Below are 23691 nucleotides of genomic sequence, written 5' to 3'. Positions count from 1 at the left end.
TCTGTCAACTTAGACATCTGCTCAAGATATTTTTTGAAAATAAATATAAAAAGATATACTTCGTAAATACACTGGATATGAAGTTATAAAGCTTTCATAACTCTCTAGTACCACCATTTAAAACGCAAAATAAGAGAAAAAAAATTTACTGAAGCAAAACGACTATTTTAAACTTTCTTTTACAGGTAATCCCCACGGAAAATTCAGGTAGTTTCACAGTAAATTGAAATAAAAAAACAACATCAAATGATGTCGAATAATCACGCAGATTACAAAAAGAAAATCGCAGAGAAAATCTGCGCTCATTTAATAATATTGAATCATCGTTCAATAAAAAAATATAAGTGAGAAACTTAAGGAAACTGGGAAGTTGGCAGCATAAAAGCGCCAACTTCCTTTCGTGAGCCTACTTAGTTTTCAGTGGCTTCAATAACATCCTCAAGGGAGCGTAAACCAGTCTTTGGTGCACACACCAAAACCGCCATGTTTCCTGGGGCATGCTGGTTCTTCCACATCTTCATATGAGCCTGCGGAATCTGGTCCCATGAGAACACTTCACTCATGCAAGGGTCGATACGGCGATCAATCACGAACTTGTTCGCCTCACTCGCCTGTTTCAAGTGCGCGAAATGCGAACCCTGAATACGCTTCTGACGCATCCATACATAGCGCGCATCCATGGTCAGATTGAAGCCGGAGGTACCCGCACAAAACACAACCATACCGCCGCGTTTGGCAACCAGTGTTGATACCGGGAACGTTGCTTCACCTGGGTGCTCAAACACCATATCAACGTCATTACCCTTACCGGTAATGTTCCAGATCGCCTTACCAAACTTACGCGCTTCCTTGGTCCACGTATCATACTCAGGCGAGTTCACCTTCGGCAGCTGGCCCCAACAATCGAAGTCTTTTCGATTGATAACGGCCTTTGCCCCAAGCGACATCACGTATTCGCGTTTACTCTCATCTGAAATAACGCCAATCGCATTCGCTCCGGCAGCAGCAATCAGCTGAACCCCAAACACGCCAAGACCACCAGAAGCCCCCCAAACCAGAACATTCTGACCTGGCTTCAAATCATGCGGCGCATGACCGAACAGCATACGGAATGCAGTCGCCAGTGTAAGCGTGTAGCAAGCGCTCTCTTCCCAAGTCAGGTGTTTAGGACGCGCCATCAGCTGCTGAGATTGAACACGAGCGAACTGCGCAAATGACCCGTCAGGTGTCTCATAACCCCAAATCCGTTGGGAGTTAGAGAACATCGGATCACCGCCGTTACACTCCTCATCATCCCCGTCATCCTGGTTACAGTGAACGACAACTTCGTCGCCTACCTTCCAGCGAGTAACTTTGGAACCAACCGCCCAAACGATACCGGAGGCATCAGAGCCTGCGATATGATAGGGCTGCTTATGAACCTTAAAAACGGAAATCGGCTCGCCAAGGGCAGCCCAAACGCCGTTGTAGTTCACGCCTGCTGCCATAACCAGAATGAGCACTTCATGGCTGTCCAACTCCCAAGTTGGCACCACTTCCTTGACCATCGCTGTATCAGGGGAACCATGGCGCTCTTGGCGAATGGTCCACGCCCACATGTTCTTAGGAACATGCCCCAGCGGTGGAATCTCACCAATCTCATATAGGTCCTTGAACTCAGAGCCACCCTCTGACCCAGCTTCGACAACCCGTGCAACGGAACTCATGATATTCTCCTCCAAGTTTGCGTTGCGCCCTTCCCTCATGAGAGTGAAAGCAAGTCCTCTGCTAACGCTTCCAATCCACTATTTGCTGCAACGCAAAACAATACAACCTGTCAATATCGGCTATTTGAGAATTATCATTACAAAGAACTCATAAAATATATACAACTATTGCTTAACTTGCGAAGAATACTTCTTCTAATGTTGCATTGCACCAACCACTAAAACCTATGCAAAGGTGTAGGCAGAATTGAGATCTTGTCCCTTATAAAATGCTGGGAGGATCAGGGAGGCAATAGACTATGAGTACCGGTTCACCTAAAGGCGCAACAAAAGACCGTCCGTGGATGTTCCGCACATATGCAGGACACTCCAACGCTGCAGACAGCAACCGGCTCTACCGTACGAACCTCTCAAAGGGTCAGACGGGCCTTTCTGTCGCGTTCGATCTCCCAACTCAGACAGGATACGACCCGGACCATCCGCTCTCGCGCGGTGAGGTTGGTAAGGTTGGTGTACCCATCTCTCATCTGGGAGACATGCGCACCCTCTTCAACGAGATCCCGCTGGAGCGCATGAACACCTCCATGACGATCAACGCAACAGCTCCTTGGCTGCTTGCACTCTATGTGGCAGCTGCTGATGAGCAAGGCGCGGACCGCTCTCTGCTGGCTGGCACCACGCAGAATGATCTGATCAAGGAATACCTGTCCCGCGGCACCTATGTCTTCCCGCCCGCCCCATCCATGCGCCTCACAACAGATGTGATTTCATGGACTTACACGAACATGCCCAAATGGAACCCGATGAACGTGTGTTCCTACCATCTGCAGGAAGCTGGCGCGACACCAGTACAGGAACTCTCCTTCGCGCTCGCCACCGCGATCGCAATTCTGGACAATGTTCGTGCTTCTGGTGTCATCTCTGAAAGCGATTTCCCTAAACTCGTGGGCCGGATTTCCTTCTTCGTAAATGCAGGCATGCGCTTCATCACCGAGATGTGCAAAATGCGAGCATTTACAGAACTCTGGGATGAGATTTGCCGCGAACGCTATGGCGTTGAAGAAGAGCGTTACCGCCGCTTCCGCTACGGTGTACAGGTCAACTCACTGGGCCTCACAGAGCAGCAACCCGAAAACAACGTTTACCGAATTCTCGTTGAGATGCTGGCTGTTGTCCTCTCTAAAAACGCGCGCGCTCGTGCCGTTCAGCTACCAGCATGGAACGAAGCTCTTGGCCTCCCGCGACCATTCGACCAACAGTGGTCCCTGCGCATGCAGCAAATCATGGCCTATGAGACGGACCTGTTGGAATATGCAGATATCTTCGATGGCTCCAAAGAGATTGAAACCAAGGTCGAAGCGCTCAAAGAACAAGCAAGAGAAGAACTTGCCCGCATCGCAGAAATGGGCGGTGCAGTTGCAGCCGTTGAGTCCAGCTATATGAAACAGAAGCTCGTGGAGTCCAACTCCAAGCGTCTGGCAGGCATTGAATCTGGCGATCAGATCGTCGTCGGCGTCAACAAATGGACTGAGACTGAACCATCTCCACTGGCATCAGATGAAGACGGCGGCATCCTTACAGTTCCAGAGCATGTTGAAGAAGAAGCCATCCAGCGCATTCAGGCCTGGCGAGCTGAACGTGACGAGAACGCTGTTAAATCCGCTCTACTGGAGCTCCGCGCAGCAGCTTCTTCTGACAACAACATTATGGAAGCATCTATCAAAGCAGCTCAGGTCGGCGCAACCACTGGAGAGTGGGGTGCTGCCTTACGTGAAGTCTTCGGCGAATATCGTGCCCCAACTGGCGTCGGCAAAGCAGCCCCAGATGACAACGAGAGCCTTGCAGATGTTCAACAAAAAGTCTCCAAGCTTTCAGAAAAACTAGGTCGACGGCTTAAGTTCCTCGTTGGCAAACCGGGGCTGGATGGCCACTCCAATGGCGCAGAGCAGATCGCAGTACGTGCCCGTGATTGCGGCATGGAAGTCGTTTACGAAGGCATTCGCCTGACGCCAGCCCAAATCGTCAACGCCGCTCTTGAAGAAGGCGTCCACGTCGTCGGCCTGTCAATCCTGTCTGGCTCACATTTGGCACTGGTCCATGATGTGCTCGACAAAATGAAAGAAAACGGCATGGAGGACATCCCGATCATCATTGGCGGCATTATACCGTCAGAGGATGCCGAAGAACTGAAAAACGCGGGTGTTGCAGCCGTTTACACACCAAAGGACTTTCACCTGACAGAAATCATGTCAGACATTGTCCGCATCGTGGATGAGCAGGTCAACGAGACTGCCTAACGCCTAAAAATTAGGCAGGTTGGGCAAGTTGAACAGGCTTCTGCCCAACCAGTCGTATCCCCGGAGCATCCCGGAACCGCTCAATCATCGCGTCAATGAAGATCTCTGTTTTACGCGTCACCGCATCGCGCGAAGGGTAGACAAGGTATACCGGCTTCTCTTCGCACTGATAGTCAGGAAGTAGCCGTTGTAGTTGCCCGTTTGCCTCAAAATCTCGCATCATAAACAACGGCATGCGCGTAAACCCAACCGAGTTCAACAAGGCCTGCACCATCACCTGGGGGTGCCCAGCGACAAACTCAGACTTCAAAGCAACCACATGCTTTTGCCCATGTCGGAACATATCCAACGAACTGACTAGCTTCTCGTATCTGTATTGAATGTAGTTGAGGTCAGAAAGCGCCTCGGGACTTTGCGGCATACCATGCTTTGCAAGATAGTCTGGGCTGGCTGCCAAACAGGTTTCAACAATCGCAATTTTTCTGGAAATCCCAGAGGTATCTCCGGTGATCCCTGTACGGATCGCTAAATCGATACCGGTTTGCACAACATCAATCAGATCATCATCCATTTTAATTGAGACTGAAAGGTCTGGGTATTGCTTTCGAAGGTCGAAGATAAGCGGTGTGATTATATCAGCGCCCATAGCCTGAGAAACAGAAACAACCAATGAACCACTCTCTGCTGCTGCTTGGTCCTGTACTTCCTCAAACATCAGAGCGCTCTGACGCAACATCTTTTGCGCATGCTCATAGACAGTCTTTCCGGCAGCCGTCGGCTTAACGCCTTTGTTGGTACGAAAAACAAGCTCCTGCCCAACCTGAGCTTCAAGCAGGTTCAGCTGCTGGCTCATAGCAGGTTGGCTGATATGGCGTTGACGTGCACCACCGCTCAACGACCCATTGTCGATGACGCGAACAAAACTCTCCAGCAAATTCAGAAGATCCATAACTGCCCCATAAGCACTGCTTATATCCAAGATAAGACTTGGCCCTCTGCACTTCCAGTATCAACCCCACAATATTGCTCCCATGCTTGTAAATGAGGAGCCTTTCATGACACTTTCCCGCCGATCTTTTTTATCCGCAGCCGCGTCCCTTGCTGGCGCAGGTGCAGTTGCCCCGGCAATGTCATCTATTGCGCTCGCAGCGGCGCCCAAAATTGGAACACAGGTTCCCGGCATCTATCGCTTCTCGGTAGGAGACATTGAAGTTACAGCAATTCTGGACGGACACTTGGGATTAGACCCGTCATTGGTCGTTGGGTTTGACCAGAAGGTAGCGCAGGAAACTCTAAAGCAAAATTTCCTCAGCCCCAATACGCAGGACATGTCTATCTCTGTAAACGGATATCTCATTAATACGGGTGACAAACTGGTGGTAGTCGACACCGGCACCGCCGATCTAATGGGTCCAACACTTGGCCGCTTCCATCAAAACCTAAAAGCCGCAGGCTATAACGCCTCTGATGTAGATGCCGTAGTTCTCACCCATCTGCACATCGACCACGTCGGAGGGCTGGTTTCCAAATCAGGAGAAAAGCTCTTCCCAAACGCTGAGTTCATCGTCCACGAAGTCGAATACAACTTCTGGCATGATGAAGGCACACGCTCAAAGTTCCCCAAAGACCTCCAGCATTTCATCGACCTCGCTCAAAATGTGTCAAAGCCCTATCAAAACCGCAAAACACTCATCAGCAAAGATGGTGAGTTCATCAAGGGGCTGGATGCTGTCTTCCTTCCCGGCCACACACCCGGACATATGGGCATCCGCGTTCACTCCAATAACGAAGAAGTGTTGATCTGGGGCGACACGATCCACTCCATCGGGCTCCAGTTCGCCAATCCAGATTGGACAATCGCCTTCGACGTAGATCAGGATGTAGCTCGACAAACACGGCGCAGAATACTGGATCGGGTTTCAGCAGATAGAACACCAGTCGTCGGCATCCACCATGACTTCCCAGGTCTTGGGCATGTTCGCAAAGCCGGAAATGCCTTTGAATACCGCGAATTCAGCTGGCAGCATAAGCTATAGAGAAACAGGAGCTCACGAGACACCTCGTGAGCTCTCTTCTATTGGGCAGGCGACAACGGCGTCGCTGGAATGGATGGCGGCGCAATTGGCTGAGCTGGTGTTAACGGGATAGATGGCCGTATTGGCGGAGCAATCGGCTGAGCAGGCCTGATTGGGACAGCAGGCACCTCAATCGGACGAGAAGGCTGCAGCGGATAAGCGGGAATTTCATGCCGCGGGCGCGGATATGGACGCCAACGCGGATAACGCGGGTAAATTGGATAGCGTCGATAGACAAACGGCAGCCCCACATACGGCGCTACATAAGGGAGCGTACGGGAATAGTGCGGCCCCTCAACTCCATATCGAATATATCTGGCAGAAACCCACCCCGGAGCACCTCGGAATGTCAGGTCACACCACGAACCGTTTTTGGTGCAGTAATTGATGAAAACCACGCCACCTGCCGGAATTGTCGTAATGACAGTATATCTGGTTCCAGGCCCTGTCCTCATGTTTACACCATTCGTGGTGTATCCGGCATGCCCACGCTGCGCAAAGGCGGCATTGGAATAGATAAGAACAGCCAGAAGCACGAGACCGGCAATCACCCAGGCCAAAATTTTCATAAAACTGCCCTCCAGCCTCTCTAAGATGCTATCGGCCATAAGAAGGGCCTCCATAGGACGGTCCACTAAATCCGGGTGAACCAGGCGATCCCGGTGAAGGAGGCAATCCTGTAATCGGAGGAGCTGCAGGCAGAGGACCGGAAGGCCCCGGCAGAGGTGGGGGCAAAGACCCCGGACGCGCAGACCCTGCAGGATAAGCTCCCGGAGGCGGGTTAAACTGTGAGTGATCCGCATCCCGATCAGTCGGCAAATAAGGCTGCGCTTGCCCCGGCCTCAAACTATCTCCCGGTTCAACCGGACGATCTAGAGGTTTGATGGGCGGGATAATAATACTGCGCTCATTGAACTGAACCTGCTGAAATCCGGGATAGTCAACGGACCCTGAACGCGTAGACAAGCTGTTTGCACTCACAGATTGAGCCACGACACCTGCTGCGAGACAACAGCCTACAAGCATTGCGTATTTCATTTGACCCTAGTCCTAATTGCAGGCTGGCCAAAACCAACAGCCAGCATAATTAAGAAAAGAGTGCCACCAAGGGGCTAACAACGTGCACTGACAAAACATCGGGTTTTAGAAGCAATTTATGTCTTGCCTTGAAGAATATAACGTGAACAAATTCACAGTTCACATCAGTTTTTCTAGCCAGAACTCCGCCTAAGCCTTAGGTTCGAGGTATGATTCTCCAAAGCAGGTAAACACGCCCCCATGACGAACCGCCTCAAGATTGTAACGTGGAACATTAACTCAGTCCGCCTCCGCCTTCCTATTGTCGAGAAAATGTTACTGGACCACGCCCCAGACGTTTTGTGCCTACAGGAAACAAAGTGCCCGGATGGAAGCTTCCCAACGGCTGCAATCAATAAGCTTGGCTATCGTCATGTAGAGGTACACGGCCAAAAGGGTTACCACGGCGTAGCCTTTCTCTCACGCGTGCCACTGGAAAATGTTGAGCGCAAAGAATTCTGCGAGATGGGCGATACCCGCCATATCGCAGCAGATGTTGCCTTTAATGGTGGTAAAGTCCGCATCCATAACTTCTACGTCCCAGCAGGCGGCGATGTGCCGGACCCTGAGGTCAACGACAAATTCGCTCACAAACTCAAGTTCCTCGATGAAATGGAAAGCTGGTTCAAAGGCTTCGACGGCCAGTCAGTCGTTGTTGGAGACCTGAACATCGCACCATATGAAAACGACGTTTGGTCTCATAAGCAACTCATCAAAGTCGTCTCTCACACGCCGCTGGAATGCCAGCGCCTTGAAGATGTGCGAGAAGCTGGCAACTACGTAGATACCATGCGCAAACACATGCCGATGGACGAGAAGATTTACACCTGGTGGAGCTACCGTGCCAAAGACTGGTCAGCCTCCAACAAAGGCCGCCGTCTCGACCATATCTGGATGACCCCGGAGACAGCACAGCACACCAAAGACGTTCAGATTATTCGCGACGCACGCGGCTGGGAAAAACCATCCGACCACGCACCAGTCATGGCTATGCTGGAAGTCTGATCTCACGAAGTCTGGCTTACAATTTGACGATGAAAAGCGGGAGCATCTCCCGCTTTTTCCGTATCTACCCATCAAGGAATGAGCAGCACTTTGCCTTTGGCTCTGCGGCTGGAGATTTCCTCCAATCCCAAAGCAATGTCTTCCAGCGGATATTCCGCATGGATATGCGGCTTCAGTTTTCCATCAGCCACCCATTGGAACAGTTGCTCGCAATCCTTGTGATGCTCCTCAGGCTCACGAACGACTGCCTCCCCCCAGAATACGCCCAGAACGTCACAGCCTTTCAGCAGGGTAAGGTTCGCAGGTATCTTTTGGATCATTCCAGAGGCAAATCCAACAACCAGATAACGTCCACGCCATCCCGTTGCACGCAAGGCATCATCAGCATGATCCCCGCCTATGACGTCGTAGACCACCTCAAGCCCTTTACCATCCGTCAGATCCTTCAGCTTCTGTTTCAGACCACCTTCAGAATAGTTGACCAGAACATCAGCGCCGCAAGCTTTTGCGTGAGCAAGCTTATCTTCCGAAGACGCGCAAGCAATCACCCGGGCCCCCATCAGCTTTGCAACCTCCACAGCAGCCTGTCCTGCTCCGCCAGAAGCACCTAACACTGCAACCGTCTCCCCCGCCTGTAACCGCGCCCGGCTACGAAGTCCGTGAATAGCCGTTCCGTAAGTAATCAAAAGTCCAGCTGCATGCTTGAGCGAAACCTCATCCGGCACCCGCACAAGTTCATGCTCAGGAGCAACATATAGCTCTCTTGCAGCTCCCCATTTCGCGTAGGATGCTACCCGATCCCCAACCTTGAACCGCGAAACACCATTGCCGACGGCTTCAACAATGCCCGCCATTTCACCCGATGGCGAAAATGGAAGCTCTGGCTTAAACTGATACTTCCCTTGAATGATCAATGTATCGAAATAATTGAGTGCCGCCGCTTTCACACGAACCAACACCTCTCCAGTTCCAACATTCGGGTCGTCCAGTTCTCGAACGACCAGATCATCCGGCCCCCCAAGTTTTTCGCAGATAACAGCTTTCATAAAATGTGGCCCTCTCTCTGACCTCCAAAATTACACGGGCATTCACAAAATCTCAAAGCCGTCTTTGGTGCCATTTTGCGATTAAAACACCCAAACATGCCGCTACACTTGCGGGAACACCACAGTTGGAGGTATGAAGCGCACAACATCAACAACGAGAAAAACTGGGCATGCGCGGTTATTTTGCTATTGGCTCTGAAGGGCTTTCCAAATCCATGAATGTTGGCACGCTGATGCGTACTGGTCATGCATTCGGAGCAAGTTACTTTTTTACAGTCGACGCGCACATCAAAAGCCTTGGCAAAGCAATGAAGGCTGATACCTCCAAGAGCCCGGACCACTTGCCCTACTTCGCCTGGAACTCGGTTGATGAGATGCAGTTCCCGCGTGGCTGTAAAATGGTGGGTGTTGAGCTCACCGACGATGCGATCGAGCTTCCAAGCTTCGGGCATCCGTTGCAAGCAGCTTATATACTCGGGCCAGAACGTGGCTCTCTGTCAAAAGAGATGCAGGATCGCTGCGATTACATCGTCAAAATCCCAACCAAGTTTTGCTTGAATGTTGGTGTGGCTGCCGCTCTGGTCTTGTATGATCGCTATATGGCACACGGAAAGTACGCTGAGCGCTCTCTCACTGCAGGCGCCCCGAAAGACCCATTACTAGAACATATTCACGGTGCTCCAATTTTCCGAACCGGTCGAAAGGTTCCAGGCTTCGACAGCAACTCATGAGTGATTCGAAATACGGTTGCCATTTCTGATACATACTCTGAAACGGCAACCTTTATTTCTCACCATAGCAAATGCCTTGTATAAATTTTTAAGGTGTTTCCCTTTCCACACCCAGTCTCTTTCACATTACAAATTCGTAATTCTTTGAGGCTCCACACTTCGCATTTTCTCTCAATCTGTGCACACTATGTGGAAAGGTGCCCATATTTTTTACTGGGTAAAATGCCGCCAATTAGTTTGAAAACATGCCGGAAAATCTGAGCTTTTAAAGGCGATTAGCCCTTATTTACTAGCGCGTTAAATACAACCGAAAATCAACTTGCATATCTACTGTCTTCGATCACTTAAAACAGAAATTCATTAGTGGCTTTACGCTTGATATTATGGCTGTGCGTGCCACACTCCCGCCAGATTTCTGATGGCAGCATTCATAGAGCGGTTCAAAGGCAAATAATTTTTTGCCTCTGTAAAAACAGGGTATCAACCCTTTTGTAACCATCTTTAAAGTAACCCTAACATTAAGTTTTATGGGTTTTCGCACAGAATCTCAGATTTTGTCGTACGCAACGCGGTTTGGAGAAGATGCAAGCACGTATCCTGATAACTGCCTTTATGGCTCTTGGTATCTCGGGCGCGACTGCAAATGCGCAGTCTCCTGCCCTCTTGAAAGAAAACAAGGATTGGGCAACTTACACCTTTAACACCCAGAGCGGTGGTAAGGTGTGTTATGCCATTTCCGCACCAACACAGTCACTGCCGACTGATAGAAACCATGGAGAGGTCTTCTTCTTCGTTTCTACCCGTCCAAGTGAAGGCGTTGCCAATGAACCAAGCTTTATAGTGGGTTATCCATTTAAAGAAGGCTCCTTGGTCACGACTAATGTTGATGGTCAGCAGTTCACCATGTTCACCAAAGGTGACGGCGCATGGGTTCAGAACGCTGCGGAAGAAAAGCGTTTGGTTGACGCAATGAAAGCAGGCAGTTCCATGTCTATTTCTGGTCAGTCCGCACGTGGCACCCAAACTTCCTACAAATTCTCTTTGAGCGGCATCACTGCTGCTGTCAGAGACGCATCCAGCGCCTGCCAATAAGGTTCTGATGCCCGAAATTGTTTGAATTTACAGAGATCTCTTGCCTGCGCCAGCTTGCCGCCACGCAATTTGAGATCTGGGATGTTCAAACTAAGCGATTTCGGCTATAAGCGTGCCGAATACGTAGGCGGTTGCTGCTAGCGACCGCCTCTCGCATTTTTAGCAGCGAGCAACGGGTATACATAACCTGTTATTTTTCCTGCTGAATCGTATTGCCGAAAAGTGAGGCACATTTTTCGGGTTTGAATACGCAAAGAACATAAGCTTAAAGCCAAGCATCTAAGAAAAACTGGTGAATGACCATGGCGGTATCGTTAGACATCGCGCACAAATCCGCTGATCCGGCGGCAACCAGCGCAGCAAACCCTTCTCCTGCAACCATTCCTGTGCAGGAAGAAAAGCCATCTCTGATCGGCTTAAACCGTGAAGAGCTAGGCAATGCCCTTGCTGCAGTTGGAGTCCCTGAGCGCCAGATCCGCATGCGCGTCAACCAGCTGTGGCACTGGCTCTATGTCCGGGGCATTTCCGATTTCGGCAAAATGAGCAATGTCTCAAAAGACCTGCGCACTAAGCTGGAGTTTGCCTTTACCATTGCCCGTCCGGAGATCGTCACTGAACAGGTCTCCGTTGATGGCACCCGTAAATGGCTGTTCCGCTTTCCATCACGCGGTGCTGGCAAGCCAGTTGAAGTCGAAACCGTCTACATTCCGGAAGAAGATCGCGGCACGCTCTGCATCTCCTCCCAGGTCGGCTGTACCCTCACCTGCACGTTCTGCCACACCGGCACACAGAAGATGGTTCGCAACCTGACAGCTGAAGAGATCCTTGCGCAGCTCATGCTCGCGAAAGATCGCCTCAACGACTTCCCGGATGCAGATGCTCCGGAAGGTGGCTTGGATGCATCCACATCCAACCGTCGTCGTATCACCAACATCGTGATGATGGGCATGGGCGAGCCACTTTATAACTTTGAGAACGTCAAGAAAGCACTTCTGATCGCCTCTGATGGAGACGGACTGTCCCTCTCCAAGCGCCGCATCACACTGTCCACGTCTGGCGTAACACCAGAGATAGCACGCACAGGTGATGAAATCGGCTGCATGCTGGCAATCTCACTGCACGCTGTGAATGACGAGCTGCGCAACACGCTGGTTCCGATCAACAAGAAGTACAATCTGGAAACACTGCTGCAGGCATGTCGTGATTATCCGGGCCTGTCCAACGCAAAACGCATCACCTTCGAATACGTGATGCTGAAGGGCGTCAACGACAGCCTGGAAGATGCAAAGAAACTGGTCCAGTTGCTCAAAGGCATCCCGGCAAAAATCAACCTGCTGCCATTCAACCCATGGCCGGGCTCTCCCTATGAGTGCTCTGATTGGGAACAGATCGAAGAGTTCGCTGATGTTGTGAACCGCGCAGGCTATGCTTCTCCAATCCGCACACCACGCGGCCGCGATATCTTCGCAGCCTGCGGCCAGCTGAAGTCAGCTTCAGAGCGTCTTCGTAAATCTGAGCGTGAAGCACTGGAAAAAGCACAGGCTCAAGGCGACGCCTAAGCAAAATAAAGCAAGATTACAAAAAGAAGGCCGGCGTTTGTCTGAAACGCCGGCCTTCTTTGTCTCGTTCACTTCATATGCATAGAGTTTGAATATCGTGCTCTTCAGGACGGAGCGATAGATTGGACATAGATGCAATGACCGAGAAAGCACATTCCTCACAAAAGAACGCCACAACCACCGGCATGAAGGGCGAGGGTTTTTACAACAAGAACTCAACACCACAACAAGCCACGATTGCATATGTGTATCCATGGCTGCACGAAGCCATTGCCAGCCTGCCAATACCAAATGACAGCTCTCTCCTGCGTTTTGTAGATTATGGGTGCTCTGAAGGCGCAAACTCAATGCAGATCATGGCGCAGCTCACTGAAGCTGCCAGACAGCGCAGTTCCAACTCGATCCAGACAATCCATAGCGACCTGCCCAGCAACGATTACTCCACCCTGCTTGACGCCATCGGCAACCGTGCCCAGTCACCCTACACCGATCCAACTGTTTTCGGCAGCATTGTAGGTGGTTCCATGTTCAACCAGCTTTTGCCTCCCGGTTCCACGCATCTGGCCACATCCTTCAATGCCACGGTGTTCCTCTCTGAGCGCCCGTTGGAGCGTCTACCCGATTATGTTATGCCAAACGGCCCGAGCCTTGCTAACGAGAGAGGCTCAATTTCAGCACAGGATAAAGAAGTCTTCGAGAAACAGGCTGCTTATGATCTGGAAACATTTTTGAAGGCACGGGCAAATGAGCTTGAGCCCGGCGGCAAACTCCTGCTGCAAACTGTTGGCAGAAATGAACATGTCTCAACCGCAGACGGGATCGTGAACTTATTCAATCTGTCTTTGCTCGATCATGTCGCCAACGGTTCAATCTCTCAGGATACCTACGAGCGCTATTACCATCCTGTCTATATACGCAGCTTGGAGCAGCTCACAGCACCCGTAAAACCCGAAAGTGGCTCGCTATCTCACCTGTTCACCATAGACAAAGCAGAATGTTACGAAACACCTGTCTCCTTTGTTGACCAGTACAAACAAGACAACGACGCATCAGCCTACGCAAACCAGATGGTGAATTTCTACCGCGCCTTCACTGAAGCTCCACTACAGGCCGCTCTCTCAGGCACACCAAACCTCAGCGAGCTCCTCGACAGCATCTATGCCCGAGGCGAAGTGCGCGTCCGCGAGGCTCCACACCTCTACGACTTCCACTTCATCAGCGTAGCCATGCTGCTGACCAGAACAGAGAACAGCTGAAACCCAATCGTTTATACGAGTCAGCGTATTTTGTGCGATCATCACAAACTCTCGCCACAGTCATGATTGAAGCTTCTTAGAACTTCATAGTCTATTGGTTTCAATCATGTTTATTGCCCATTTGCCCGCCGGCTATCTACTCGGAAAAGCGGCAACTAAATACCTCAATCAAAAATCTAAGCAGCTCGTCATGTGGACCTCAATTGGCAGCGTCTTACCTGACGCTGACATGCTTTATTTCTACCTCATAGACAATCAGAGCACCCATCACCGGCACTATCTTACTCACTGGCCAATGACATGGATGATGCTTATTGCCCTGTCTGCCGTGCTTTTGCATCGGAACTTCCGTGTTGGTGTCATTCCGCTTGGCCTTGGTATGGGCGGCCTTTTACATATGCTCCTTGATAGTGTTGCTGCTCCCGTGTTCTGGCTTGCACCATTTTCCAAACTTCAAGTTGAACTGGTCAAAATTCCAGCTATCTATGACAACTATATTTGGAGCTTCATATTGCACTGGACATTTGCATTTGAAATCCTCATTTGCTCAGTAGCTCTTGGTGTACTCTGGGTGAGCCGTTTTCCTAGACACCAGAGACAGATGCAAAGGACTGCACAATGATCGACGGAACCAAGCTCTTCATCCAGCTGCTCCGGATTGCTCTTGGTTTCTCACTCGCAATCATTGCGGCGGGCCTGTTTTTATCATGGGGCTTTTTCAGAACTTTGAGTGTTCACGGTGGACCAGAGACTGACATCATTCAGTTGCTGGTGATCACATGGAGTACCATCATCTCTGCAAGCGCGATTGGTGCGCTCTCTCTCATTCCAAGCGGCTTCGCAATTGGCTTTGCAGAACTCATGAAATGGCGCGGCGTTATCTACCACGTATCCGCAGGTGGTATTATCGCGCTGGTACTTTGGGGCATTGGCGGAGCTCTTCCAACCGACTTGTTTTATGCATCCAGCGAGACGGGCAGTATCATCGCCTATTCAACATCAGGAACCACAATCCCAACACCAGCCTCCGAAGGCTTCCGCCCCGGCTCATCCATTGCAGCATCAGCCGGACTTATCGCAGGTTTTATCTACTGGATTGTTGCTGGTCGAGAGTCAGGCGGATGGTGGATCAACAAACCCTCTTCTCCGCAAGCCTCTCGTTAAGGCAGTCATTTCACCTCTCAAATGACGAGACCTCCAATTTCCAACCGCCTCTAACAACTAAGTAATTTAACAGACGAAAAGATACCGATATAAACCTTGCAGATTGCAATTCAAAAGATATAAGAGCTACTTCTTCGATCAAGAATTTGCACCCGCACATCTGTGCAATTGAAAGGTGAATTATGAACAAAGCAAATTACTTTATGCAGTTGAAAGCACTGAGAGATAACATCCCAGCTGAAAAACAGTCTGACTTTGACGTGATGTTTGCAGGCAGAGAAAAGAACCCTGTTGTAGCACTCGTGCTTGGCCTGTTCCTCGGCAGCTTTGGCATCGACCGCTTCTACACCGGTCAGATCGGCCTCGGAATCCTCAAGCTCATCACACTCGGTGCACTCGGCATCTGGACGTTGATCGATTGGTTCCTGATTATGGGCGCTGCGCGCAACAAAAACATTCAGATCGCAAATGAAACTGCGCTCTACATAAAGTAAGAAATAAAAAGCCGAGGCAAACCACCTCGGCTTTTCTTTTACAGCGTATCTCCAAAAAGTAGAAACCGGTTTTCGGATAAAGATACGCAAAAACAAAGGCTAAAGCAGTTCATGTGGTTCAGCTTAAATGCGAACTGCTTTAGCGATTACGCTTTGTCCTTCAGCAGTCGCAGAGCGTTGGTCACCACAATCAACGTGGCTCCCACATCACCCAGGATCGCGGCCCAGAGGCTGGCGAAGCCCATTGCGGTCAGCACCACCAGAATACCCTTCACGATAAATGCAAATGCGATGTTCTGGTGAATGATCTGGAGCGTCCGCTTGGAATGGTGAATGAGCCACGGCAAGCGGGAAAGATCATCTTTCATCAACGCGATATCAGCGGTCTCAATAGCAGCATCCGAACCAATCGCACCCATCGCAATGCCAAAGCTGGCTCGTGCCATGGCAGGCGCATCATTCACACCATCGCCGATCATCGCAACTGTTTCATATTCATGAGAGAGCTGCTCAACGGCTGCGACCTTATCTTCCGGCAGCAACTCGGCACGCACCTCATCAATCCCGACAGAGGAGGCAACACGTTCAGCCGTCGCTTTATTATCACCAGTCAGCATAACCAGCTTCTCAACGCCAGCTTTATGCAGTTGAGAGACCAGCTCTTCTGCCGTATCGCGAACGGTATCAGCCAGGGCAATCAACCCGCAGACATGCGCGTCAGTTCCAACTGCAACAACGGTCTTCCCTTCAGCTTCAAGTTCACGAGCCTTCGCATCGGCTTCACCAATCTCGAAGTCCTTTTCATTCAGGAAGCGACGAGATCCCAGCCAGTAGCTCTTACCGTTGCGTTGGCCAGAAAGACCACGACCCGGCAACAGCTCAACATTCTCAGCAGCCTGATACTCAACACCATATTCCTTAGCACGTGTCAGGATAGCTTCTGCAAGTGGGTGAGAGCTTCGAGCTTCCAAAGAAGCAGCACGTGTAAGAAGCTCCTCAACGCTATGCCCAGACAACGGATAAACATCAGTCACAGTCGGCAGGCCGTTTGTTATGGTGCCAGTCTTGTCAAAGGCCAAAGCTTTCAACCGCGCAGGCAATTCAAGGAAAACACCGCCCTTAATCAGCACGCCATTGCGAGCTGCTGAGGTCAAGCCAGCCACGATGGAGACGGGCGTAGAGATAACCAGCGCACATGGGCAGGCAATAACCAGCAGCACAAGGGCACGGTAGAACCAATCCATCCAGGCTGCACCAAACAGCAGAGGTGGAATCGTAGCGAGCAAAATCGCAAGAACCATCACCGCAGGCGTGTAAACGCGGGCAAACTTCTCGACCCACTGCTCTGCTGCAGCACGCCGGGCCTGCGCCTCACTCACCATGCGAATAATGCGGGCAAGCATAGTGTCATCAGCACCCTTGGTTGCTTCTACTTCAAAGCTGCCTTCCCCGTTGATGGTACCAGCATAAACATCATCACCCGCCTCTTTCATCACGGGCACACTTTCACCCGTGATAGGAGCTTGATCGACACTGCCAACACCTTTGCGCACGACGCCATCAAGCGGAATACGATCCCCACCGCGAACAACAAAAGTCGCGCCAGGCTTCACACTGTTGGCAGGAACGTCTTCTTCACTTCCGTTAGGCTTGAGCAAGCGAACAACGGTTGGGGCAATATCCATAAGCGCTGCAACAGCTTTACGCGCCCGCCCAACACTCCAGCTTTCCAGATAAAGCGAGAGAGAAAACAGGAAGGCAACCGTCGCACCTTCAAACCACTCTCCAATGCCGATAGCACCAGCGACAGCAACCAGCATCAACAGGTTCATATCAGGCCGCAATGTCTTGAGAGCATACCATCCTTTAGGCGCCACCAACCGCAATCCTGCGACGATGGCGAGCATGTACAGAACCTCTACCGGCCCGGACGGCACGGACTGGAAAACACTAAACACATCCGTAGAGTTGGTGCTGGAGAAAAACAGCCCCCCCTGAACAACAAGCGCAATTGCCCAGAACAAGCCACTGGCAACTGTAAATGTACCAAGGCGCCGATGCTGCTTTGCACGTGCATCCGCTGCTTCTTGTTCAATGAACAAAGCAGCCTTCATGCCTGTCGTATCAACCGCCTTGATGATCTCCTCATCAGCGACGTCACGAGCAACAGGAGAGACGATCATCTTGCCGTTCAAAACATCAAACGCAAGGTATTCAGGATCACCAACAACAGGCCCAACAACACGGCGAAGAATTCCCATCTCTTCCGCGCAGCACAGCCCCTCAACCCGGAAAGAACGTGCGCCCTTCCAGTTGGTTACATCGGGGATAGCCGCTTCACTCTGGCTGGAACACCCGCAACCTGTATGGGCATGTATATGCGTATGCTCATGCTCTCTAGCAGAACTGCAGCAATCATCTTCAGAGCTATCATGATCGGAGGAGCAGCAAGAGGTCTCGTTCTCTTGAACAGCACTGTCACCAGAACAGCAGGAACCCTCAGTATCCTGAGGCTGCACCGCTTTGTTAGAACAGCAGCTTTTCGTGGTTTGATCTTCGATCTCTTCCGGAGAGAGTTTCTGGCCTCGATCTTCCGCGTTGGACATGATCCACTCCATGCAATTTCTTCATTGCAAGAGAAGATAAGACCTCTAGTCGCTATAGCTTCAAGAGCAAAATGCAAATTCTATGAATTTTCTTTTCGGAAGCCCCTGCTGTTTTGACAGAGAACGCTAGTATCAGGTTCAGATTTCACGACTTTCTGGATTTCACCTGAACGCTTTTGAGCATACGCTCCAGCATTGGGAGCAACTGTTCCTTCTCAGTTTCGGTCAAATCTGACAACAAAATCCCATTCACATGCTTATACATATCAATCAGATGAGACAGTCCCTGCCCTTTCTCCGTGAGATGGATTTTCACCGACCGCTTGTCATCCTCAACAGCACTACGGCTGACCAGCCCCTTGCTCTCCATGCGGTCCAGCAAGCGAGAAAGCGCAGCTGTCTTCTTGCTTGAATACTCCGAAAGCTCCGAGACGTTCAGTCCATCTTGCCGCCACAACGCAGAAAGCACGACCCACTGCGCCAGAGAAATATCGTGCGGACGTAAGTAGTCCTCAGCCAAGTTGCAAGCTGCTTCAGACAAGGTGTTCAGCAGTCGCCCCATAGAGGGCAGATATGAGGGGGTCTCGGTCATCGAATTCCTGAATATTTTGATCTTATTATATTATTGACATCTAATTTACATGTAAACTAAAATAACTACATTCCTATCGCCAAAGGTAAGCCCAATGTCATCACCACAAAAATATAGCCGCCCGACAATCATCCTTCATTGGCTGTTCGCCGTCACCATCATTGCTGTGTTCATTTTGGGAAAAGTTCTCGAAGGAAGCGCAATCTCGCCTGAAAAGCTCAATATCTTCATGGCACATGCAGGGCTAGGCGCTCTGACAGGCCTGTTCCTGGTCTATCGCATCGTCCTGTTGATCAAGCATGCGCGTCCAAAACCAGATCCCAATTGGGGCATCGTCATGATCAGCTTATCCAAGCTGGTCCACTTGCTCCTCTACCTCGCGCCCCTGGCTCTGGTCATCTCCGGCATGAGCATGTCTCTGTTTGCAGGCCTCATGGAACTTGCGATGGCAGGAGACTGGCAAGCCTGGCCAGAAAACATCACCATCCCGCCAGCCGCAATCCATGGCTACGCAGCCCCGATCTTGCTTGCATCATTTGCGCTGCACGTCATCGCAGCGCTGTATCATCAACTGGTACTGAAAGATAATCTTGTCGCCAGAATGAAAACGGCCTGATCAAAGACAAGGCATCTACAGCTTGTAGATGCCTTCTTTCTCTCCGCAGGTTTCCAACGCTTCTGCAGCGGTTCGCCCATCCAATAGCGGTGCCTCCGGCCAGATCTCGGCAAGCGGAATAAGCACAAAGGCACGCTCGCCCATGCGCGGATGAGGCACCTGAAGTCCCTCTTCCTCAACGCTTGCATGATCATAGATCAGAAGATCAATATCAATCGTCCGTGGGCCCCAGCGCACATCACGCACACGGCCCAGCTGCTTCTCAACATCAAGACCGGCATTCAACAGCGCACGCGGAGAAAGAACCGTCTCCACGGTAATGCAACAATTGCGGTAATCATCCTGTGGCACAGGTCCCCAAGGCGGAGTCCGATAATCAGATGATTTCTGCAAAACTGAGATTCCGTCGACGGCATTCAATGCGGCCACTGCACCGTCGATATTCGCTTTTGTATCGCCAAGATTTGAGCCCAAACCTAGAGCTGCAACAATTTTTTCTTGTGTCATTATTGGCTGCTGCCTAGTTCCTTCATCGCCTGGAAGATCCGTACTGCATCCACGTGCGGTTTCACATCATGAACTCGCAGGATCTGTGCTCCGTTTTGCAGAGCCAGCGTATGTACTGCAAGCGACCCAGCCATACGCTCTGGCGCTTCATTATTCAACACATATCCAACCATCCGCTTGCGAGAAGCTCCCGCTAGGACAGGACGGCCGAATTTCCGAAGTTCTGAGAGCCGGCTCAGGATCTGATAGTTCTGCTGAAGAGTTTTGCCAAACCCAAAACCGGGATCAAGAATCTGATGTTCTTCGGCAATGCCCGCATCAGAGGCCAGCTTGAGGGATCTCTCAAAAAAGCGGTCGATATCACTCATGATATCCAGCTGCTCATCCACCTCTGTGCGGTTATGCATCATAATCACCGGCACACCAGCATCTGCCACAGCATCAGCCATCTCAGGGTCTTTCTGCAGACCCCAAACGTCATTCACGATATGCGTACCGGCCTTGCAAGCCTCAGCAGCAACTCTCGCCTTATAGGTATCAATGGAAATCAGCACCGGCAGTTCTTTGATCAGCTCAAGAACCGGCAGAACACGCTCCAGCTCATCCTGTTCCTGAACAACCGTCGCTCCGGGCCGCGTGCTCTCGCCGCCAACATCAATGATGTCAGCACCTTCAGCGATCATTTCATTTGCATGCGCCAACGCCACTGCTGGCGCATCAAACTGTCCGCCATCAGAAAAGCTGTCTGGAGTTACATTCAATATGCCCATGACGAGCGGACGCTGAGAGCTTTCCAGCAATCCATGATCAAACTCTGCCATAAGGGTTCCCTCCCAATTTCTGGCCCCTCATAGCCTCCCATCGCCTTTGTTTCCAGCAAAAATCAAAAGACCTTTTCTACCTGCTACAAGATATGGCCGATATTTACTGCATGGTGATCAAATCAGCGTGCTTTTAAGGACTGACAGACTGTTCTTCCACGTCTCGTTTTTTTACCGGCAACACAAACAGGAACAACGCGAGAAAGGCCATGCCTGGCATCACAACGCCCAGAGCAGTCACAGGATCAGGCACAACAATCGCGGTAACCAGACTTCCCAGAAAACCACCCGCCATCTGCATAAAGCCCATCAAAGCAGAAGCGGCCCCTGCAATCTTGGGAAACGGCTCCATTCCCCGCATAGAGAGAGCTGGCAGAGCCATTGAAGCGCCAAAAGCAAACACACCAATCGGGATCATGATGCTCAAAAAGCTCAGATATTCAAGCTGCGTGACTGTAAACAACGCCAATCCACCCAAGCCGCACAAAACCAGCGCCGGCCCAAGAAGCGCCTCTGTGCTGAACCGCCGTAGAAGCAGCCGAGTGGCCACGCCACCAGCAAAGAACGAACCTGACTGAAGCACCATCCCCATGCCGAACTGCAAAGGCGTCAACCCAAGCCGCTCAATCAAAACAAACGGCAAGACCGTCGAGAGCGTATAGATCACACCAATGGTAAACCCGAGGATCAGCGAGGGCTGCATAAACTCAAAAGACCTCAGCAGCGTCCAATAGGAAGTCGCCATCTGCCTTGGACGAATAAGCTTCACATCTCGGTGAGAATTGGTTTCCGGCAAAACGGTGAGCGTTAACAGCAGGATGAACCCGGCATAGATCACCATCAGAATAAAGATCGCCTGCCAGCCAAACGCGCTGAGCGTTAAAGCACCAATTGTCGGAGAGATAGCAGGCCCGATCCCCAGCATCACGGCCAGCAAGTTCATAATCCGTGCACCAGCCTCACCAGAAAACTGATCTCGCACAATCGCGCGCGCCACCGCAATTCCGCTGGACGCACCAATCCCTTGTATCAGCCGGCCAAGCAGCAGCATTTCAATGTTCGGCGCCAGCCACGCCAAAAGGCTGCCGAGCAAATACAAGCTGAAGAACCCGAGAATGATAGGACGACGCCCAAACGCATCAGAAAGAGGCCCGCACAACAGCTGCGCCAGCGTGAAGCCTGCAAAATAAACGGTCAGTGTAAGCTTGGCGACAGCAGCCGTCGTCCCAAACACCTCCGCCAAAGTCGGCAGAGCAGGCGTATAAAGCGCCATGGAAAGCGGGCCAATCGTCACCAGCAACGCGCCAATGACAGCCGTACGACCAGCCGAGAGCTTAAGCTCTGTGTGTGTACCCGTTGCCTTTGTCATTCCCGAACCCCAAGGCAAGGCACTGAGCTATCCCGTATGCGCTTCACCAGTTTTCTTGATAATCATCAGATGCGCGGCAACTCTAGGAAAATTGCGAAGAGCGCACAACGAAAAACACGCGCCCTCCTTTCAGAGTGCGCGTGTCAAAAACCTATAAGCGAGCACATTATGCGTTACGCTAAAACACGAAACTTCGCTGCTTCCTGAGTTGGAGAGCTGCCAAAGAAACGCTTGAACTCACGGCTGAACTGCGACGGACTTGCATAACCAACCCGATAAGCAGCCTGACTGGCGCTCATGTTCTGGCTCAGCATCATAGACCGCGCCTTATGCAAGCGGATCGACTTAACATACTGCAGCGGAGAAAGACCGGTAGCTCCTTTAAAGCCAGCATGGAAAGCAGAAATGCTCATACATGCCATCTTCGCCATTTGGTCTACGCTGAGATTTGTTGAGAAATCCTCGTGCAACACTTGAAGAACTCGCGCAATCCCTTGAGACTTCTCACTATTCTGGAACAGCACCCTCAGGCTTGCACCGTACTCGGACTTGAGCACGTGGTACAAAAACTCGCGATAGTACCCATCAGCGAGAATTTTAGTTTGTTCTTCGCTATTTAGCGTCTGCATCAGGCGACAAACAGAAAACAATGCCTCTTCAGACAGATGCGCTGGTCGACCGAGCGTTTCGCCATACTCAAACTCGAGAGGCTCTTGCTCGATAAGCAGCATCAGTTCTGCCAAGACATTGATATCGATCGCCAAATTGACCGCATAGAGAGGCTTCTCAGGAGACGCTTCTACAATCTCAATCTCAAGCGGGATCGGAGAGACGAGCGCGGCATAGCTTTGCTGGGAATAGAGGAAACTCTGACTACCCAAATGGCCTCTGACCAGACCCTGAAAAACGATACGAATGCTTGGTGAATACATAACAGCGCGAGGCTTTGTCGCCGTTGTCATGCGAATCACTTCGACACATTCATGTCTGGTTGCACTCACACCCTCGCTTTGAGCGAGTGGGGCAAACCATTCTTCTAACCACTGTTGGGTTGCAAATTGCATTGGTTTTCCAACAACTTTTGGGATTACGCGCACAGGGGGTATTCTATTGTCTTTTAATCACCCACCACGAATAAGTTGGTGTAAATATTGGGGATTGCAATACCCAATATTGCGATATTGAATGGTATTAGATTGCCATATTCCTTTTTGTAGTCAAGCGACTGTCTTCGGATGGTGCTTACCCATAATTTATTAGTTAGCCTAAGGTCTAAATTAAAGGAGCATTGCTTGCTTTTAGCTGAACTGTCTCACCTTGAACAACAGAAACAGGAGCTGCAAGCAAGCTTTCGCGAACGTGGCTACGCATTTCACCACCAAATCGACACGCCAGGCCGCATCTGGAGAAATTTATTTGCTGAGGCAGAAGAAATCTTTGTCGCTCTCACCTCGGGTATGTCTATAGGCATCAACGGCCAGTTTATCAATCTGGAGCCCTTCGAAGAGTTCTACATCCCTGCCGGAAAAAACTACGATATCGTCGGTCGCTGCCCCGATGAGTGCCAATGGATGCACGCCTACGACCTTGCAGAAGTCGACGTACGCTCCAGACTGGTAAGAAAATCCGGTTTGCTATCTGTCGATGATTACAACTTCATAAATGAAGAGTAAGTGAT

Annotated in this window: 23 protein-coding genes; 12 read left to right on the top strand and 11 right to left on the bottom strand. The window is 50.8% G+C overall.

What is annotated here, in order from left to right; genetic code table 11:
* Positions 1-410: 410 nt before the first annotated feature.
* A complete protein-coding gene (gene ccrA / locus PsAD5_RS03700; protein WP_057463569.1) occupies positions 411-1706 on the bottom strand; it encodes a crotonyl-CoA carboxylase/reductase in 1296 nt (431 codons plus the stop codon).
* 299 nt (positions 1707-2005) lie between these two features.
* On the opposite strand from ccrA, the gene PsAD5_RS03695 reads away from it, so the two are divergent.
* Positions 2006-4003, top strand: coding sequence for a protein meaA (locus PsAD5_RS03695; RefSeq protein ID WP_063291134.1), 1998 nt, complete (start codon positions 2006-2008; stop codon positions 4001-4003).
* A 10-nt stretch (positions 4004-4013) separates the two neighbouring features.
* Here PsAD5_RS03695 and PsAD5_RS03690 read toward each other — a convergent pair whose 3' ends face one another.
* Positions 4014-4952, bottom strand: a complete 939-nt coding sequence (locus PsAD5_RS03690; RefSeq protein WP_063286106.1) for a LysR family transcriptional regulator — start codon at positions 4950-4952, stop codon at positions 4014-4016.
* A 106-nt stretch (positions 4953-5058) separates the two neighbouring features.
* On the opposite strand from PsAD5_RS03690, the gene PsAD5_RS03685 reads away from it, so the two are divergent.
* Complete coding sequence (locus tag PsAD5_RS03685; protein ID WP_063286107.1) at positions 5059-6039, top strand: MBL fold metallo-hydrolase; 981 nt, start codon at positions 5059-5061, stop codon at positions 6037-6039.
* Between the two features lie 38 nt (positions 6040-6077).
* Here the strand turns inward: PsAD5_RS03685 and PsAD5_RS03680 are convergent, their stop codons facing one another.
* Together PsAD5_RS03680 and PsAD5_RS27780 are read right to left on the bottom strand one after the other, a co-directional pair.
* Positions 6078-6647, bottom strand: a complete 570-nt coding sequence (locus tag PsAD5_RS03680) for an SH3 domain-containing protein (RefSeq protein WP_208988469.1) — start codon at positions 6645-6647, stop codon at positions 6078-6080.
* A gap of 28 nt (positions 6648-6675) precedes the next feature.
* A complete protein-coding gene (locus PsAD5_RS27780) occupies positions 6676-7116 on the bottom strand; it encodes a hypothetical protein (RefSeq protein WP_153041338.1) in 441 nt (146 codons plus the stop codon).
* A gap of 240 nt (positions 7117-7356) precedes the next feature.
* Here PsAD5_RS27780 and xth point away from each other — a divergent pair, with 240 nt between their 5' ends.
* The gene (gene xth, locus PsAD5_RS03675; protein ID WP_193778132.1) at positions 7357-8160 is read left to right on the top strand and encodes an exodeoxyribonuclease III; all 804 of its coding nucleotides are present in this window, start codon (positions 7357-7359) and stop codon (positions 8158-8160) included.
* A 71-nt stretch (positions 8161-8231) separates the two neighbouring features.
* Here xth and PsAD5_RS03670 read toward each other — a convergent pair whose 3' ends face one another.
* Positions 8232-9206 carry an NADPH:quinone oxidoreductase family protein gene (locus PsAD5_RS03670; RefSeq protein WP_063291132.1) on the bottom strand — a complete coding sequence of 325 codons (975 nt, stop codon included), beginning with the start codon at positions 9204-9206 and terminating at the stop codon, positions 8232-8234.
* Positions 9207-9376: 170 nt separating this feature from the next.
* Between PsAD5_RS03670 and PsAD5_RS03665 the strand changes: the two genes are divergently transcribed.
* The 7 genes from PsAD5_RS03665 (at position 9377) to PsAD5_RS03635 (ending at position 15502) form a co-directional block, all read left to right on the top strand.
* Complete coding sequence (locus tag PsAD5_RS03665; RefSeq protein WP_063291131.1) at positions 9377-9937, top strand: RNA methyltransferase; 561 nt, start codon at positions 9377-9379, stop codon at positions 9935-9937.
* Positions 9938-10549: 612 nt separating this feature from the next.
* Positions 10550-11029 (top strand): invasion associated locus B family protein, encoded by a 480-nt coding sequence (locus PsAD5_RS03660; protein WP_063286442.1) that lies wholly within the window; start codon positions 10550-10552, stop codon positions 11027-11029.
* Positions 11030-11325: 296 nt separating this feature from the next.
* Positions 11326-12588, top strand: a complete 1263-nt coding sequence (rlmN, locus tag PsAD5_RS03655; RefSeq protein ID WP_108818675.1) for a 23S rRNA (adenine(2503)-C(2))-methyltransferase RlmN — start codon at positions 11326-11328, stop codon at positions 12586-12588.
* A 137-nt stretch (positions 12589-12725) separates the two neighbouring features.
* Positions 12726-13844, top strand: a complete 1119-nt coding sequence (locus PsAD5_RS03650; protein WP_063291130.1) for a hypothetical protein — start codon at positions 12726-12728, stop codon at positions 13842-13844.
* 106 nt (positions 13845-13950) lie between these two features.
* Positions 13951-14466 (top strand): metal-dependent hydrolase, encoded by a 516-nt coding sequence (locus PsAD5_RS03645; RefSeq protein ID WP_063291129.1) that lies wholly within the window; start codon positions 13951-13953, stop codon positions 14464-14466.
* Entirely contained in the window at positions 14463-15008 is a 546-nt protein-coding gene (locus tag PsAD5_RS03640; RefSeq protein ID WP_063291128.1) for a hypothetical protein, read from the top strand. Before PsAD5_RS03645 ends, PsAD5_RS03640 begins: the two co-directional genes overlap by 4 nt.
* A gap of 182 nt (positions 15009-15190) precedes the next feature.
* Positions 15191-15502 carry a TM2 domain-containing protein gene (locus PsAD5_RS03635; protein ID WP_057460745.1) on the top strand — a complete coding sequence of 104 codons (312 nt, stop codon included), beginning with the start codon at positions 15191-15193 and terminating at the stop codon, positions 15500-15502.
* 146 nt (positions 15503-15648) lie between these two features.
* Here the strand turns inward: PsAD5_RS03635 and PsAD5_RS03630 are convergent, their stop codons facing one another.
* Together PsAD5_RS03630 and PsAD5_RS03625 are read right to left on the bottom strand one after the other, a co-directional pair.
* The gene (locus tag PsAD5_RS03630; protein ID WP_208981594.1) at positions 15649-18108 is read right to left on the bottom strand and encodes a heavy metal translocating P-type ATPase; all 2460 of its coding nucleotides are present in this window, start codon (positions 18106-18108) and stop codon (positions 15649-15651) included.
* A 145-nt stretch (positions 18109-18253) separates the two neighbouring features.
* Positions 18254-18700, bottom strand: coding sequence for a MarR family winged helix-turn-helix transcriptional regulator (locus tag PsAD5_RS03625; RefSeq protein ID WP_063291126.1), 447 nt, complete (start codon positions 18698-18700; stop codon positions 18254-18256).
* 94 nt (positions 18701-18794) lie between these two features.
* On the opposite strand from PsAD5_RS03625, the gene PsAD5_RS03620 reads away from it, so the two are divergent.
* Entirely contained in the window at positions 18795-19316 is a 522-nt protein-coding gene (locus PsAD5_RS03620) for a cytochrome b (protein ID WP_063286115.1), read from the top strand.
* A gap of 15 nt (positions 19317-19331) precedes the next feature.
* Here PsAD5_RS03620 and folK read toward each other — a convergent pair whose 3' ends face one another.
* The 4 genes from folK to PsAD5_RS03600 all read right to left on the bottom strand — a co-directional run bounded on the left by folK (position 19332) and on the right by PsAD5_RS03600 (position 23014).
* A complete protein-coding gene (folK, locus tag PsAD5_RS03615; RefSeq protein ID WP_057460749.1) occupies positions 19332-19823 on the bottom strand; it encodes a 2-amino-4-hydroxy-6-hydroxymethyldihydropteridine diphosphokinase in 492 nt (163 codons plus the stop codon).
* A complete protein-coding gene (gene folP, locus PsAD5_RS03610) occupies positions 19823-20644 on the bottom strand; it encodes a dihydropteroate synthase (protein ID WP_063291125.1) in 822 nt (273 codons plus the stop codon). The genes folK and folP overlap by 1 nt, the downstream gene beginning before the upstream one ends.
* Positions 20645-20777: 133 nt before the next feature.
* Positions 20778-22013, bottom strand: coding sequence for a multidrug effflux MFS transporter (locus PsAD5_RS03605; RefSeq protein WP_063291124.1), 1236 nt, complete (start codon positions 22011-22013; stop codon positions 20778-20780).
* A 173-nt stretch (positions 22014-22186) separates the two neighbouring features.
* A complete protein-coding gene (locus tag PsAD5_RS03600) occupies positions 22187-23014 on the bottom strand; it encodes an AraC family transcriptional regulator (protein ID WP_275078110.1) in 828 nt (275 codons plus the stop codon).
* Positions 23015-23305: 291 nt separating this feature from the next.
* Between PsAD5_RS03600 and PsAD5_RS03595 the strand changes: the two genes are divergently transcribed.
* Positions 23306-23686: a hypothetical protein gene (locus PsAD5_RS03595; protein WP_152986549.1), complete on the top strand. Its 381-nt coding sequence runs from the start codon at positions 23306-23308 to the stop codon at positions 23684-23686.
* Positions 23687-23691 lie beyond the last annotated feature (5 nt).

The sequence above is a fragment of the Pseudovibrio sp. Ad5 genome (assembly GCF_001623095.1).
GTDB lineage: Bacteria > Pseudomonadota > Alphaproteobacteria > Rhizobiales > Stappiaceae > Pseudovibrio.
The sequence above is the reverse complement of the archived record's forward strand: the minus strand, read 5'-3'. Positions and strand labels throughout refer to the sequence as shown.

Bases quoted from the DNA above. Each gene is read 5' to 3' on its own strand.
- PsAD5_RS03670 (WP_063291132.1), bottom strand. From the start codon at position 9,206: ATGAAAGCTGTTATCTGCGAAAAACTTGGGGGGCCGGATGATCTGGTC.
- PsAD5_RS03635 (WP_057460745.1), top strand. From the start codon at position 15,191: ATGAACAAAGCAAATTACTTTATGCAGTTGAAAGCACTGAGAGATAAC.
- ccrA (WP_057463569.1), bottom strand. From the start codon at position 1,706: ATGAGTTCCGTTGCACGGGTTGTCGAAGCTGGGTCAGAGGGTGGCTCT.
- PsAD5_RS03650 (WP_063291130.1), top strand. From the start codon at position 12,726: ATGACCGAGAAAGCACATTCCTCACAAAAGAACGCCACAACCACCGGC.
- PsAD5_RS03660 (WP_063286442.1), top strand. From the start codon at position 10,550: ATGGCTCTTGGTATCTCGGGCGCGACTGCAAATGCGCAGTCTCCTGCC.
- PsAD5_RS03680 (WP_208988469.1), bottom strand. From the start codon at position 6,647: ATGAAAATTTTGGCCTGGGTGATTGCCGGTCTCGTGCTTCTGGCTGTT.
- xth (WP_193778132.1), top strand. From the start codon at position 7,357: ATGACGAACCGCCTCAAGATTGTAACGTGGAACATTAACTCAGTCCGC.
- folK (WP_057460749.1), bottom strand. From the start codon at position 19,823: ATGACACAAGAAAAAATTGTTGCAGCTCTAGGTTTGGGCTCAAATCTT.
- PsAD5_RS03605 (WP_063291124.1), bottom strand. From the start codon at position 22,013: ATGACAAAGGCAACGGGTACACACACAGAGCTTAAGCTCTCGGCTGGT.
- PsAD5_RS03640 (WP_063291128.1), top strand. From the start codon at position 14,463: ATGATCGACGGAACCAAGCTCTTCATCCAGCTGCTCCGGATTGCTCTT.
- PsAD5_RS27780 (WP_153041338.1), bottom strand. From the start codon at position 7,116: ATGAAATACGCAATGCTTGTAGGCTGTTGTCTCGCAGCAGGTGTCGTG.
- PsAD5_RS03625 (WP_063291126.1), bottom strand. From the start codon at position 18,700: ATGACCGAGACCCCCTCATATCTGCCCTCTATGGGGCGACTGCTGAAC.
- PsAD5_RS03690 (WP_063286106.1), bottom strand. From the start codon at position 4,952: ATGGATCTTCTGAATTTGCTGGAGAGTTTTGTTCGCGTCATCGACAAT.
- folP (WP_063291125.1), bottom strand. From the start codon at position 20,644: ATGGCAGAGTTTGATCATGGATTGCTGGAAAGCTCTCAGCGTCCGCTC.
- PsAD5_RS03695 (WP_063291134.1), top strand. From the start codon at position 2,006: ATGAGTACCGGTTCACCTAAAGGCGCAACAAAAGACCGTCCGTGGATG.
- PsAD5_RS03620 (WP_063286115.1), top strand. From the start codon at position 18,795: ATGTCATCACCACAAAAATATAGCCGCCCGACAATCATCCTTCATTGG.
- PsAD5_RS03665 (WP_063291131.1), top strand. From the start codon at position 9,377: ATGCGCGGTTATTTTGCTATTGGCTCTGAAGGGCTTTCCAAATCCATG.
- PsAD5_RS03630 (WP_208981594.1), bottom strand. From the start codon at position 18,108: ATGTCCAACGCGGAAGATCGAGGCCAGAAACTCTCTCCGGAAGAGATC.
- PsAD5_RS03645 (WP_063291129.1), top strand. From the start codon at position 13,951: ATGTTTATTGCCCATTTGCCCGCCGGCTATCTACTCGGAAAAGCGGCA.
- rlmN (WP_108818675.1), top strand. From the start codon at position 11,326: ATGACCATGGCGGTATCGTTAGACATCGCGCACAAATCCGCTGATCCG.
- PsAD5_RS03685 (WP_063286107.1), top strand. From the start codon at position 5,059: ATGACACTTTCCCGCCGATCTTTTTTATCCGCAGCCGCGTCCCTTGCT.